Here is a 12,722-nt window from a genome sequence, read left to right as displayed (position 1 = left end):
CACGAGGCGGAACGTTAGGAGCCGTCGCCGAGCCGTCGCCCGTAGCTGAGAGCCGGACGACGACGGGTGCGCCCACGGGCCGCTCCGGCGCGACGGATACCCCGTCTGGGTGCCGTTCTGCGCAGCGGATTGGACCGAGTGCCGCGGCTCGGTCTCAGGAAGGCGCGCCGAGCGGTCGTCCCAGCGGCGACCGGGCGCGAGGCACACTCCCGCTCCGTGATCAGGGGCACGCGGGGCAGGTTCCGGGGCGGTTTGACCTGCCCCAGGTGCTGATGATCATCGGATGGAGGGGTGGCCGGCGGCTCGGGCCCCCGCCGCGTTGATCAGGGGCACACAGGGCAGGTTCTGGGGCGGCTTGACCTGCCCCAGGTGCTGATGATCACCGAAGGGGAGGGGGAATAGAGGCGGAGGTGGAGCCGACTCAGGAGATCGCCCCGGCCTCGTCGGCGGCCTCGGGCAGGATCGCCCCGTCCTCCAGGACGTTCGCGCCGGGCACCTCGTGCAGGAAGATCGCGACGTCCTCCTTGGCGTTGCCGGTGATCTCGCACCAGGCGTCGGCGAGCCCGTGCAGCAGCCGTCCCCTCACCTCGGCGGAACGACCGGAGCGAATGAGGCCGACCAGGCGAGGCCCGGTCACCGGCTCGCCCGCGACGAAGATGCTGCCCGGCGGGACCTCCACGAAGGAGCAGTGCACGTACGCCCCGGGGGCGCCGGTGACCTCGGAGTGCACCTTCGTCGCCGCCGCGGCCACCTCGGCCTTGTGCTCCAGCGTCGCGTCGCCCTGGGGAACGGTGAACTGGTAGAAGGGCACGTCGGCCTCCCGCATCGTCGTCGACCTCGGATCGAGTCCGACGGTAGCCAGGCCGGTGACGAGCCCGCAAGCTGCTGGGACTCGAAAAGAGTCCTAGGCTGACCGACGTGAAGCACGACGAGCTCGGCAACGTCTACTGCTCGGTGGCGCGGACGTGGTCGGTGATCGGCGAACGCTGGACGATGATGATCCTGCGCGAGTGCTTCCGCGGGCACCGGCGCTACGAGCACTTCCGGACGAAGCTGGGCCTGGGCGCCAACGTGCTCAACGATCGGCTCCGCGTCCTCGTCGACGAGGGCGTCCTCGAGCGGGTGCGCTACGAGGACGCGCCGGTCCGCCACGAGTACCGGCTCACCACCAAGGGGGCCGACCTCTACCCGGTCCTGGTCGCCCTGATCGGCTGGGGCGACCGCTACGAGAACGACGTGCCCCCGGTCCGGCTCGTCCACCGCGGCTGCGGACATCCCGCCGAACCACGCCTGACGTGCGCGCACTGCGCCGAGCCGGTGGCGTGGCGGGACATGGCCGCCGAGTTCGAACCCGGGGCCTGGTAGCCCCGCGGCACCCGCGGCCGGGAGCCGCGGGTGCCGGCCCCCGGCACCCGCGGCCCGGTCGTCAGCGCCGCTTGCGCGCGGCGTCCTTGGCCTCGGCGAGCTCGAGCGCCTCCTGCGATCGCTCAGCGGCCTCCCGCTCCGCCGCCACGGCCTCGGACTCGGCCTCGACGCGGGTGCGGTGCGCCTCGTGCGCGTGCTCGTCGGCGACCTCCTGCGCGCGGGCCTCGGCCTTCTCCGCCTGCTCCTTGCGCTGCTGCTCGCGCTGCTGCGCCTCCTGCTCGCGACGCTTGCGCTGCTGCTCCAGCTGATCCTTCTGCTGCTTCTCCTGCTCGCGGATCCGCTGGCGCGCCTGCTGGTCGCTCTCCTTGCGCTCGGACAGGCGCTCGTCGGCCACCTCCCGGCGCGCGTCGGCGGCCGAGTCGCGCTCGGCTGCCTCGGTGCGCTGCGCGACCCGCGCGTCCTGCACCTCGCCCTGCCCCGCGAGCCCGGGGTCGCCGAGCAACGAGCCCAGGACCTGCCGCACCCCCGCCTCGACGCTGTCCACGGCCAGGGCCGGCCCCCACTCGGGGTTGCCGCCGTTCCCGGTCAGGCGCGCGAGCAGGCCCACCGGGACCCGCGCCACACCGAACCCCAGCGAGACCACCGGTCCCGCCACTGCCGACACCGGATTGCTCATCGGTCCTCCTCGACGTTCTCCAGCGTGCGGGCCGCCGACCGGGCCTGCTCGGCCCGCGTCTCCTCGTCCCGGGCGCGCTCCTCGGCCGCGACGCGCTCCCGCACGGCGTCGGCCTCGTCACGGTGGGTCTGCTGCTCGGCGGCCCGGGCCACCTGCGACGTGGCCTGCTCGCGGCGGGCGGTCTCCTGGGCGGCGTCCTGCTGCTCGGCGCGCCGGTCGGCCTCGGCGCGTTCCTCCCGCTGCTCGCGGGTGTCCTGCGCGGCGAGCCGCTCGCGCTCGACCTCGAGCTCCTCGGAGCGGGCCTGGGCCTCGGCCTCCCGGCGCTTCTGCTCGGCGTGCTGCTCGGCCCGCTTGGCCTCCTTGGCCACGTCCGCCTGCTCGGCCTGCAGCTCGCCCTCGGCGCGCAGGTGCTCGTTGCCGGCCACGGTTCCGGCCGCCTGCTTCACCGCACCGGCGACCCGCTGGCCGACGCGTGCTGCCTTCCCGGTCTCGCCGGGATCGGCACCTTCGGTCATGTGTCCTCCTCGTAGAACCGTCGGCGCCTGGTACCCGCCATCCGTCCCTGTTCGATCCCCTTTCCGGGCGCGTGGCGCCCCGGCGCCTGTGACGAATCCGGCATCGGCCCTGGCGGACCCGCCGGGCGGCGATCCACCCTCGGGTCATGGCTCACGCGGAGATCCACCACGACGACCCCGGGGCGATCGGCGACCTCGGACCCCTGGCCGGACGCACCGTCGCCGTCCTCGGATACGGCAACCAGGGGGCGGCCCAGGCGCGGAACCTGCGCGACTCGGGGGTGACCCCGCTGGTCGGCAACCGCAACGATTCCTACGCGGAGGCGGCCGCCGACGCGGGCTTCGCGCCCCGCCCGATCGCCGAGGTCGCCTTCGAGGCCGACGTGTCCCTGCTGCTCGTGCCCGACGAGGTACAGCCCGACCTGGTCCGCGACGAGATCGCCCCGGGCCTGCACGCGGGCGACACCCTCGTCGTCGCCAGCGGCTACAACTGGTACTTCGGCCTGCTCGAGATCCCCGACGGCGTCGACGTCGTGATGGTCGCGCCGCGCATGATCGGCGCCGCGGTGCGCGACCGGTACGTCTCCCGGGCCGGGTTCCCGTGCTTCGTCTCCGTCGAGCGCGACGCGACGGGCCACGCCTGGGAGACGACGATGGCGGTCGCCCGCGGCATCGGGGGCACGCTCGGCGGCGCGATCGTGTCCAGTGCGCGCGAGGAGGCCGCGCTCGACCTGCTCAGCGAGCAGGCGGTGTGGCCGGCCGTCCTCTCCGTGCTGCGCAGCGCCCACGCGATCGCGGTGGACGCCGGGTTCAGCGACGAGGCGGTGCTCTCCGAGCTCTACCTGTCCGGGGAGCCCGCCGAGGTGTTCGACCACATCGCCCGCGACGGCCTGTTCGGCCAGCTCGGGCTCCACTCGCGGACCTCGCAGTACGGGCAGCTCCGGGCCCTGGCGGCCGCCGACGACGCGGCGCTGCGCGACCGCTTCGCCGCGGTGCTGCACGACGACATCCTCTCCGGCGCCTTCGCGCAGGAGTGGAGCCGCCCGGAGGCCGGTGAGCGGCTCGACGCGCTGCGTCGGGAGGCCGACGCGTCGGCGATCGCGCAGGCCGAGGCGGCGGTGCGCGAGCGCCTCGGCTCCTGACGGGCCCGCTGGGCTCGCCGCTCACCGCGGGACGTGTGGGCGGCGGCGGGGACTGGTATCCGCCCCTTCGCACATCCCGTCGACGAGGAGGACACATGGATGCCGAGCAGGCCCGGAGCGAGCTGACCGACGAGCGTCGCCGGCTCACCGAGCTGGGGTCGTGGTCGGAGGAGCACGAGCCCACCCCGCCCATCGAGCAGGAGGGGGCGATGGGGCAGCACCCGGGCGACTACGGCAGCGAGGTCGAGGAGAGCATGGAGCGCCGGGGCCTCGCGGACGAGGCCCGCCGCCAGGTCGCCGAGATCGACGCCGCCCTCGGGCGCATCGACGACGGGACCTGGGGCCGCTGCGTCGTGTGCGGGAACGAGATCGACGGCGAGCGCCTGGAGGCCCGCCCGCAGGCCGAGCGCTGCCGGGAGCACCAGGAGGAGCTCGAGCGCTCGATGCGCTGACCCGGTGGAGGCCGGCGCCGCGTACGACGCCGGCCCCCGGGCTCGCGCGTGCGATCAGGCGCCGACCTCGCCGCCGTGCGTCGGGTCGACGTCGTCGCCGCGCAGCCGGAGGTCCGGCCCCGCGACGCCGGGGTCCTCGCCCGCGCCCTCGCTGCTCGGGTCGCCGGGCGCGGTGAGCTCGTCCTCGTCGATCACGTGGACGGCCGCCTCCTCGGCCGAGGCGACCCCGCCGGAGATGCCCGCGTCGTCGGCGTCGAGCACGTCGGTGGCGCGCGTGTCGGCAGCCATGTCGTCGGCCGTGAGCCGGCCGGCGCGCTCCTGGCCCGCCTCGCTGCCGAGGTCGTCCGCGGTGGGGTCGGGCGCATCGACGACGCTCTCGACGTCGTCGGGCACCTCACGCGTCAGTCGCTCGTCGAGCGTGTCCCCCTGGCGCTGGCCCTCCGGGGTGACCGCCGGGTCGTCGAGGCCGAAGGGCTTGTTCGGCGCGACGTAGAGGGCGTCCATGGCGTCCGTGCCGGGCGGCCCGTCGAGGGTCTCACCGCTCTCGAGCTGGATGGCAGCGCCCAGGTCGGGCTCCTCGGGCACAGCGTTCTCGGGCTCCGTCATCCGCCGCGCATACCCGGCCGCGTGCCGGTCCATGTCTGCCGAGGGAGACCGAGTCGTGAGGTGACCGGGACCACAGATCGGGTAATCGGAGGGGTCCCTCGACCGACGACGGAACCACGAGGAGATCGACGTGGCAGACCACTCCACGGGCGTCGACCAGGCGCCCGATCCCACCAGCGACGAGTTCGAGCGAGAACAGAACACGGCTGAACGGGTCAGCCCCGGCACGACCGCCGACGCCCCGGCCGTCGACGCGGACCTCATCTCCACCGAGCCCGGCGGCGGCCCCGGCGAGGAGACCGACCAGGTCCGCGCCAAGGACCGCGGGGAGGACGCCGGCTGACCCGCCCCGTCAGGCCCCGCCCGCGAGGGGCTCGTAGCGGCTGAACCGCCGGGTGAAGCTGGCCGTGCCCGCGGTCAGCGCCCGCAGATCGATCGGATAACGCAGGAGTGCGGCCTCGCCGACGTCAGCGCGCACGCGGGTGCGCCCGAGGTCGGCGGGGACCGTGCCGACCACCCGCCCGTGCCGCGCGGCGAGGTCGCCGAGCACCGCGCCGAGCAGACCGTCGTCCACGGTGACCTCGACCTCGTAGACCCGCTCCATCACCACGGTGCCGGCCGCGGCGACGGCCTCGCGCACGGCCAGCGCACCCGCGGTCTGGAACGCCTGGTCCGAGGAGTCGACGCTGTGGGCCTTGCCGTCGAGCAGGGTCACCCGCACGTCGACGACCGGGCGCCCCGCCGTCACCCCGGCCTCGAGCTGCGCGCGCACGCCCTTCTCCACGCTCGGGATGTAGGCCCGGGGGATCGCGCCGCCGACGATGCGATCGACGAACTCGACCCCGGCGCCGCGGGGCAGCGGCTCGATCTCGATCCGGCAGACGGCGAACTGGCCGTGGCCGCCGGACTGCTTGACGTGCCGTCCCAGACCCGCGGCCCGACCGCACACGGTCTCCCGCTCGGGGACCGCCACGTCGGTCACCGCGAACGTGGCGCCGCCGGCCCGCAGCCGCGCGAGGACGACGTCGGCGTGCGCCTCGCCGGTGCACCACAGCACGACCTGGTCGCCGTTGCGCTCCACCCGCAGCGTCGTCTCGGTGGCGGCCAGCCGCGCGAGCCCGCGGGCCACCGCGTCCTGGGCGCTGCGCTCCGCGGCCACCGCCACGGGGAGCAGGGGTTCGGGGAGCTCCCACCCGTCGAGCCCGATCGGGTCCTCGAGCCCGCACAGGGTGTCCCCGGTGGCCACGGTCCCGAGGCGGGTGAGCGCGCAGAGGTCGCCCGCGACGCACCACGGGACCTCCCGCAGTGTCGCGCCGAGCGGCGCGTACACCCGCGGTACCCGCACCGGGTCGCGGTCGCCGGCCCCTGTCGGGTCCCCGCCGTCACGCGGGGAGGGGATCCGGAGCGGGTCACCGCAGACGGCCAGCGCGGTGTCCGGGGTCAGGCGGCCGGAGAACACCCGCACGAGCGACACCCGGCTGCCCTGGGCGTCCGTCCCGGTGTGGACGACCTCGGCGACGACGGGTCGCTCCGCCGAGACATCCACCGGGTCGTGGGTGGCGCCGTCCGGGGCGTGGGCGGGCAGCGGCGGGTGGGAGGTCGGCGGCGGGACGGCGTCGACGACGAGGTCGAGCAGCGCGTCGAGCCCGGCGCCCGCCGGGGCGCAGACCCCGACGACGGGCACGACGGCGCGACGGGCGACGGACGCGGCGAGGTCCGCGCGCAGGGCCGTGAGGGCGACCGGCTCGCCGCCGATCCAGCGCTCGAGCATCGCCTCGTCCTCGCTCTGCTCGATCACCGTCTCGACCAGCGCGCGACGGGCGTCGTCCGGGTCCTCGGCGCACGGGTCCGCGCCGTCGGCGCCCAGCAGGGGGTGCACCACGAGCGTGCCGTCGGGGGCGTGCTCGGTGCGGGTCACCGGGACGAGGACCTCGCCGGCGTCCGCCGCGGCGACGGCGGCCCGGCACGCCACCAGCGCGGCCTCCTCGTCCGCCCGGGCGTGGTCGAGGCGGCTGAGCACGAGCAGGGCCGGGAGGTCCGCGCGCCGGCACTCCGCGAGCAGGGCCGAGGTCGGCGCCGCGGCGCCCTCGGCGACGTCGGCCGTGCCGAGCACGAACAGCACGGCGTCCGCGGCGCGCAGCCCGGCCCGGACCTCGGCCAGGAAGTCCGGGCAGCCCGGGGTGTCGACCAGGTTCACCTTGGTCCCGCGATGGACGAGCGAGGCGACCGCGAGCGACACCGAGCGCTGCTGGCGGCGTGCTTCGGCGTCGTGGTCGGTGACGGTGGTGCCCGCGGCCACCGACCCCGCGCGGGGGATCGCCCCGGCCGTGGCGAGCAGCTCCTCGACGAGCGTCGTCTTGCCTGCTCCCATCGGGCCGACGATCGCGACCGATCGCACGTCGGCCGGGTCCTCGGGGGCCAGGTCCGCGCCGCGTGGGCTCCGTGCTCCCCGGGCGGGCCCGCCCGACGTCCGTGCACCCATGACGACCACCTCGTCGCACCGCATCGCCTCGCGGCGGTCCACCGACGACACCGCCCCGTCGCCCAGTTCACGCGAGTGACCCGCGTCACGGCAAGGGGCGAGGAGCGATCCGGGCAGAGTTCCTGACGACGAGGCGGGCTCGTCGACCCGTCGGAGGCGTCCGGCCCCGGACCGCCCGTGGAGCCCAGCGGCCACGAGACCGTCCGAGGTCGGACGACCCGGCGCCGCGCCCGGCGTGCCACATCCTGGCGAGGAGGCCGTCCGGGACCGCACCGTCACCCCCGACGAGGCCCTAACCTGGCGGCGTGACCATCCAGGACGCGGGCGGTCAGGGCCCGGCGGCGGATCGACGGGTCGAGCCCGCCGAGCGGCTCGACGGCCTCGTGCCCGGGCTGGCCGACGCCGTCGTCGACCTGCTCGACGCGGTGTACGACCAGGTCGACGAGGTCGGGCCCGGGCGCGCCGTCCTGCTCGCCCGGCTCTCCCGGCGCCTGGGCCCGTCCTGGGACACGGCCTCGCCCGACGACCGCCTCCTGCGGGTGCTCGACGCCCTGCGCATCGTCATCGGCACGCGCTCGCCGAGCTGAGGCCGGGCGGGCACCGGGAGCGCACCTACCGCCGCGGCGCCGACAGGATCCGCACGACGAGGCGCTCGTCGACCCCGAGCCGGGGTGCCGCCGCCCGGCAGCGCTCGACGATCTCGCGGGGTGTGAGCCCCATGTCGTGGTAGAGCCGGACCAGCTTCTCCTGCTGCGGCGTCCACGGCCGGACCGCGGGGGCCGCGGGGCGCGTCGGCCGACGGCGCGGGCGACGGGCCTCGCGCGTACCGCTCGCGGGCGTCGTCGGGAGCGCCGCGTTCTTCGGCGCGAACTCGCCCGCCTCCGCGCGCCGGCGGACCTCGTCGGGCTCCGCGACCACGAACGACTCCCCGCTCTTGTTGACCCCCACCGCGGTGACCTCGGGTCCCCGGCGGAAGCGCTCCTGGCAGGCCGCGGCGAGGCAGTACCGGTACCCCAGCTCGGCCCGCTCCGCCGCCAGCTCCGTCCCACACCCGATGCACGTCATGTTCGTCCTGACCTCAACTCCTCCGACCCGTGTACAACACCCCACGGCGGGGCGCTGTTCCGCCGTACGGGCCCGCGGCCGCTCGGAGGGCACGGGCCGGAAGAGAAGGCGAGCAGGCGATGCGCGTGATCCCTCCGAACAGCTTCGGTATCGCCTTCGGGGTGGCCGGGCTGGCGGGGACGTGGTCGGCCGCGGCCGACCTCGGCCTGGCCCCGTACGCCGTCGGCGACACGCTCCTCGCGCTCGCCGGCGTGCTCTGGGCCGTGGTCCTCGTGGCGTACGCGGTCCACGTGACCGCCCACCGGGGCACGTTGTCCGCGGACCTCGCCCATCCGGTGCTCTCGCCGTTCCTGTCGCTGGCGCTGATCACGCCGATGCTGGTGGCCGCCCGGGGCGTCGCGCCGTGGGCACCCTCGCTGGGCACCGTGCTCGTCGACGTCTTCCTCGCCGCCACGGTGCTGCACGGGGCCTGGTTCACCGGGCAGCTGATGGCGGGCGAGTACGTGATCGACGCGATGCACCCCGGCTACTTCCTCCCGACCGTCGCCGGCGGCCTGGTGGCGGCGGCCAGCGCGGCCCAGGTCGGACAGCGCGGGCTCGGGACGGCGATGTTCGGCTACGGGGTCGTCTGCTGGGTGATCCTCGGGTCCATGATCCTCGGCCGGCTGTTCTTCCGCCCCGCGCTCCCGGCCGCGCTCACGCCCACGCTCGCGATCGAGGTGGCGCCGTCCGCCGTCGCCAGCCTCGCCTGGTTCGCGCTGCGGGGCCCGGCGATCGACACCGTGGCGACCCTGCTGGCCGGGTACGGGGTCCTGATGGTGCTGGCGCAGGTCCGCCTCGTCCCGATCTTCGCGCGACTCCGCTTCGGCGTCGGGTTCTGGGCGTTCACGTTCGCCTGGGCCGCGGTGGCGACGACGGCGCTGCACTGGATCGGCGAGTCCCGTCCCAGCGGCGGCACGGTGTGGGCGTGGCTCCTCCTGGCCGCGATCAGCCTGCTGGTGGTGGGCGTCGCGGCCCGCAGCGTCGTGGGTCTCGTGCACGGCACGCTCTTCGCGCGCCCGGTCCCGGCGCCGACGGTGACGGCCTCGTCGTGAGGTCGCGCCGGCGTCCGGCGCGTTGACGTGATCTGGCTCACTCCTTACCGTCGGGTCGGTGAACTGAGACCGCTCGGACTCTCCCGGGGCCATCCGGGTGTCGCGGCGAGCGCGCGTTCCCGGTCGCGTCGAACCACCGTCCACAGCAGGGCATGGAGGAACGCACCCGTGAGTGACTACGACCCGAAGCAGGCCACCGGCATCCCGACCGAGCAGGTCGGATCGCTGCCCCGTCCCCAGAAGCTCCAGGACGCCTACGCCGCGTACGACAGGGGCGAGATCGACAAGGACGCGCTGGAGTCCGTGCAGGACGAGGCGGTCAAGAGCTCCATCGAGGGCCAGGAGGACGCCGGATCGCCGATCGTCTCCGACGGCGAGCAGCGCTGGTCGAGCTTCGCGACCTACCCGATCACCGATACGCTGGCCGGCACCGGCCTGGCCGACAACCTCGCCGGCGACGGCGGCCAGTTCTTCGCCATCTTCGCCGACGGGCACAACCGGCAGTTGCCGCGCCTGACCGGCGGTCCCTTCCGCTACAAGACCTACGCCGCGGACACCCTCGCGAAGTCGATCGGCTACGCGCACCGGCCGATGAAGCAGGCCGTGATCGCGCCCTCGATGCTGTACCTGCTCTACCCGTTGGAGGGCGAGGTCCCCGGCTACCCCAAGGAGCAGTTCGAGCACGACCTCGCCGACGAGTGCGAGCGCGACATCCGCAAGGCCTTCGACGCCGGGGCGGTCCGCGTGTCGATCGACTTCACCGAGGGCCGGCTCGCGACCCGCAACGACCCGCGCAACCCGTGGACGGGCGCGGGGCTCCTCGACCGCTTCATCGAGATCAACAACTGGGTGCTCGACCGGTTCACCCCGGAGGAGCGTGCGAACATCGGCGTCCACACGTGCCCGGGCGGCGACCGGGACTCGGTGCACTCCGCGGACGTGCCCTACAACAACCTGCTCCCGAAGATGTTCGAGATGAACGCCGGCTACTTCCTCATCCAGCTGGCCAGCGAGCGGGACAAGGACCCGGTCTACGAGTCGATCGGCCGGCACGTGCGCAGCGACGCGAACGGCGTGGCCCAGACCGCGTTCGTCGGGGTGATCAACCCGCTCAACCCGCGGATCGAGAGCCCCGAGGAGGTCCGCGACGCGCTGGTGCGCGCGGCCAACTTCATCCCGCGCGAGCAGCTCGGCGCGACCGACGACTGCGGGTTCTCGCCGTTCTCCATCGACGAGAAGCCCAGCCACGGCTCGCCGGACTTCGCCCGGGAGGTCGCGTTCCAGAAGATCCACAACCGGATCGAGGGCGTGCGCGCCGCCGCCGAGAAGCTCGGGGTCTGACACCACGGGCGGCCCGGGCGGGGAACCGACCCCTCGCCCGGTCCGTCCTGCCTCCAGAGCTGGCACGCTGACCCCGCGCCGCCGTCGTCCGCGAGCAGGAGGTCCGTCGTGACCGATCAGACCGCCGAGCACTACCACCGCGTCGCCGCGAGCTACGACGACCTCTGGACCTACGACCCGGACTACGTGCGGCAGTTCTCCCGGGCGATGATCGACGAGCTGCGGCTGATCCCCTCCGACGCGATCGCCGACGTCGGCTGCGGAACCGGGCTCTACACGCGCCAGCTCTGCGAGGACCTGCGCCCCACCCGCCCCATCCTCTGCGTCGACCCGACGCCGGCGATGCTCGACCGGCTCCCGGCCGCGCCCGGCCTGCGTCCGCTGCTCGCAGGGGCCGAGGACCTCGCCTCAGGGCACGTCGGCCTCCCCGACGCCGGGCCGCTGGACGCGGTGATCATGAAGGAGTCGATCCACCACGTGGCCGACCGCGGGGGCGTGCTCGCCGGCCTCGCCTCCATGCTGTCCCGCCACGGCCGGATCCTCGTCGTCATGCTCCCGACGTCTATCCAGCACCCGCTGTTCCAGGCGGCGCACGACCGGTTCGAGGCGCTCCAGCCCGACCCCGACGAGGTCGTGGACCTCCTGGACGCGGCCGGGCTCCGGGCGTCGGTGAGCTACCGGACCTTCCACACCGCGATCGAGCGCGAGCGCTACGTCCACATGCTCGAGTCGCGCTACATGTCGGTGCTCCACGAGTTCTCCGAGAGCGAGCTGGCCGCGGGCATCGACCAGTTCCGGCGCGCCTACCGGGACCCGGTGCTGCGCTTCGACGACCACTTCGCGTTCGTGAAGGGCTGGGTGCGCCCGGGCTGAGAGGGGCCGCTCAGGTCTCGGTCCGCATCCGCCAGGCGTCGGTGACCAGCTCGGTGAGCCGGGCGACGTCCACCCGCTCGAGGCGCACCATGACCAGCGGCGTCCACTCGTAGGCCGGGGTGGAGAAGAACAGGTCGGGCTCGCCGCGGAGCAGGGCCTGCCGCTCCGCCTCGTCGCCGACGTAGAGGACCGCGATGTCGGTGCGCAGGACCCGGCGCCCGCCGCTGCGGTCGGGGTAGGACCACACGAAGCCCCGGCCGCCCACTCGGAAGTCGAACCCGTCGCTCTCGATCTCCTCGACGCCGTCGAGGCCCAGGGCGAGCCGCCGGACGTCGTGCTCGTCGGCCACCGTGCTCCCTCCCGCCCCGCCGTCGGGTTCCCGCGGCAGTGTGTCCGTATGGTCCGCGGGGTACCACGGAGGGTTCAGGGGGAGAGGCGGTGTGATGGGTCATGGCGCGCAGCACGGGCGGGTGTTCCCGTCACCGCGGTCCGACCACTGGCAGCGCATGCTCGAGGAGGACGTCGACAGCGTCGAGGTCAAGATCCTCCTCGGCCCGGGTCCGGACGTCGCCGCCCGGGCGCTGATCGGGCGGGACACGCCGCGCTGGCGGCTGCGCCGGCTCTACCTGCTCGACACTCCCGACCTGACCATCGCCCGCTCCGGGGTGGAGCTGCGTCTGCGGCGGCGGGCACGGGGGCGCCAGGACCTCACGGTGCGGGCGCGTCGCCGCCACGGCAGCGGGACCCGGCGGCCCCGGCCGCCGGGGGCGCGCGTGGAGTTCGACGTCCTGCCCGGCGCGGTGTGGCACACCGTCGAACTGCGCCGCGAGGTCGACCCGGTGCTGGCCGAGGCGGTCGCCGCCGGGCGCGCCGGGCCCGGCGAGCTGCTGACCGTCGAGCAGGAGGAGTGGCTCGAGGAAGTCGCCGGGACGCAGCCGACCGAGACGCTCGTCGCCCACGGCCCGCTCGCCGTGCGGCGCGTCGGGGTGCCCGAGCGCCGGTTCGACGCCGGGCGCGCCCACCTCGAGCACTGCCGCTACCCGAGCGGCCGCGAGCTCACCGAGTTCTCCACCCGCTGCCTCCCCGACGAAGCCGCGCGCGTGGCCGGCGA

At 74.8% G+C, this 12,722-nt stretch carries 16 protein-coding genes; 9 read left to right on the top strand and 7 right to left on the bottom strand.

What is annotated here, in order from left to right; all coding sequences use genetic code 11:
- Nucleotides 1-421: 421 nt before the first annotated feature.
- Complete coding sequence (locus AC0CYZ_RS31185) at nucleotides 422-826, bottom strand: tautomerase family protein (RefSeq protein ID WP_472222064.1); 405 nt, start codon at nucleotides 824-826, stop codon at nucleotides 422-424.
- 92 nt (nucleotides 827-918) lie between these two features.
- On the opposite strand from AC0CYZ_RS31185, the gene AC0CYZ_RS31180 reads away from it, so the two are divergent.
- A complete protein-coding gene (locus AC0CYZ_RS31180; RefSeq protein ID WP_472222062.1) occupies nucleotides 919-1,365 on the top strand; it encodes a winged helix-turn-helix transcriptional regulator in 447 nt (148 codons plus the stop codon).
- Between the two features lie 61 nt (nucleotides 1,366-1,426).
- On the opposite strand, the gene AC0CYZ_RS31175 is transcribed toward AC0CYZ_RS31180, so the two are convergent.
- Together AC0CYZ_RS31175 and AC0CYZ_RS31170 are read right to left on the bottom strand one after the other, a co-directional pair.
- A complete protein-coding gene (locus tag AC0CYZ_RS31175) occupies nucleotides 1,427-2,041 on the bottom strand; it encodes a hypothetical protein (protein ID WP_472222060.1) in 615 nt (204 codons plus the stop codon).
- Nucleotides 2,038-2,556 carry a hypothetical protein gene (locus AC0CYZ_RS31170; RefSeq protein ID WP_472222058.1) on the bottom strand — a complete coding sequence of 173 codons (519 nt, stop codon included), beginning with the start codon at nucleotides 2,554-2,556 and terminating at the stop codon, nucleotides 2,038-2,040. Before AC0CYZ_RS31170 ends, AC0CYZ_RS31175 begins: the two co-directional genes overlap by 4 nt.
- A 146-nt stretch (nucleotides 2,557-2,702) precedes the next feature.
- Between AC0CYZ_RS31170 and AC0CYZ_RS31165 the strand changes: the two genes are divergently transcribed.
- Nucleotides 2,703-3,698, top strand: a complete 996-nt coding sequence (locus AC0CYZ_RS31165) for an NAD(P)-binding domain-containing protein (protein ID WP_472222056.1) — start codon at nucleotides 2,703-2,705, stop codon at nucleotides 3,696-3,698.
- Nucleotides 3,699-3,793: 95 nt separating this feature from the next.
- Nucleotides 3,794-4,150 carry a TraR/DksA family transcriptional regulator gene (locus tag AC0CYZ_RS31160; protein WP_472222054.1) on the top strand — a complete coding sequence of 119 codons (357 nt, stop codon included), beginning with the start codon at nucleotides 3,794-3,796 and terminating at the stop codon, nucleotides 4,148-4,150.
- A gap of 54 nt (nucleotides 4,151-4,204) precedes the next feature.
- Here the strand turns inward: AC0CYZ_RS31160 and AC0CYZ_RS31155 are convergent, their stop codons facing one another.
- A complete protein-coding gene (locus AC0CYZ_RS31155; RefSeq protein ID WP_472222052.1) occupies nucleotides 4,205-4,756 on the bottom strand; it encodes a DUF5709 domain-containing protein in 552 nt (183 codons plus the stop codon).
- A gap of 130 nt (nucleotides 4,757-4,886) precedes the next feature.
- On the opposite strand from AC0CYZ_RS31155, the gene AC0CYZ_RS31150 reads away from it, so the two are divergent.
- Complete coding sequence (locus AC0CYZ_RS31150) at nucleotides 4,887-5,099, top strand: hypothetical protein (RefSeq protein WP_472222051.1); 213 nt, start codon at nucleotides 4,887-4,889, stop codon at nucleotides 5,097-5,099.
- A gap of 9 nt (nucleotides 5,100-5,108) precedes the next feature.
- Here the strand turns inward: AC0CYZ_RS31150 and AC0CYZ_RS31145 are convergent, their stop codons facing one another.
- The gene (locus AC0CYZ_RS31145; RefSeq protein WP_472222049.1) at nucleotides 5,109-7,238 is read right to left on the bottom strand and encodes a GTP-binding protein; all 2,130 of its coding nucleotides are present in this window, start codon (nucleotides 7,236-7,238) and stop codon (nucleotides 5,109-5,111) included.
- Between the two features lie 305 nt (nucleotides 7,239-7,543).
- On the opposite strand from AC0CYZ_RS31145, the gene AC0CYZ_RS31140 reads away from it, so the two are divergent.
- Nucleotides 7,544-7,825 carry a hypothetical protein gene (locus AC0CYZ_RS31140; RefSeq protein WP_472222047.1) on the top strand — a complete coding sequence of 94 codons (282 nt, stop codon included), beginning with the start codon at nucleotides 7,544-7,546 and terminating at the stop codon, nucleotides 7,823-7,825.
- Nucleotides 7,826-7,850: 25 nt separating this feature from the next.
- On the opposite strand, the gene AC0CYZ_RS31135 is transcribed toward AC0CYZ_RS31140, so the two are convergent.
- Complete coding sequence (locus AC0CYZ_RS31135; RefSeq protein WP_472222045.1) at nucleotides 7,851-8,303, bottom strand: hypothetical protein; 453 nt, start codon at nucleotides 8,301-8,303, stop codon at nucleotides 7,851-7,853.
- A gap of 125 nt (nucleotides 8,304-8,428) precedes the next feature.
- Here AC0CYZ_RS31135 and AC0CYZ_RS31130 point away from each other — a divergent pair, with 125 nt between their 5' ends.
- The 3 genes from AC0CYZ_RS31130 (at nucleotide 8,429) to AC0CYZ_RS31120 (ending at nucleotide 11,611) form a co-directional block, all read left to right on the top strand.
- A complete protein-coding gene (locus tag AC0CYZ_RS31130) occupies nucleotides 8,429-9,397 on the top strand; it encodes an SLAC1 family transporter (RefSeq protein WP_472222043.1) in 969 nt (322 codons plus the stop codon).
- A gap of 168 nt (nucleotides 9,398-9,565) precedes the next feature.
- Entirely contained in the window at nucleotides 9,566-10,738 is a 1,173-nt protein-coding gene (locus AC0CYZ_RS31125; protein WP_472222041.1) for a uroporphyrinogen decarboxylase/cobalamine-independent methonine synthase family protein, read from the top strand.
- Nucleotides 10,739-10,846: 108 nt separating this feature from the next.
- Complete coding sequence (locus AC0CYZ_RS31120; RefSeq protein WP_472222039.1) at nucleotides 10,847-11,611, top strand: class I SAM-dependent methyltransferase; 765 nt, start codon at nucleotides 10,847-10,849, stop codon at nucleotides 11,609-11,611.
- A gap of 10 nt (nucleotides 11,612-11,621) precedes the next feature.
- On the opposite strand, the gene AC0CYZ_RS31115 is transcribed toward AC0CYZ_RS31120, so the two are convergent.
- Nucleotides 11,622-11,960 (bottom strand): MmcQ/YjbR family DNA-binding protein, encoded by a 339-nt coding sequence (locus AC0CYZ_RS31115; RefSeq protein WP_472222037.1) that lies wholly within the window; start codon nucleotides 11,958-11,960, stop codon nucleotides 11,622-11,624.
- 121 nt (nucleotides 11,961-12,081) lie between these two features.
- Between AC0CYZ_RS31115 and AC0CYZ_RS31110 the strand changes: the two genes are divergently transcribed.
- On the top strand, nucleotides 12,082-12,722 hold a 641-nt coding region (locus tag AC0CYZ_RS31110), incomplete at its 3' end, for a hypothetical protein (protein ID WP_472222036.1).

The sequence above is a fragment of the Actinomycetospora sp. genome, assembly GCF_055612215.1.
This window is presented reverse-complemented; position numbering and strand designations above follow the sequence as displayed.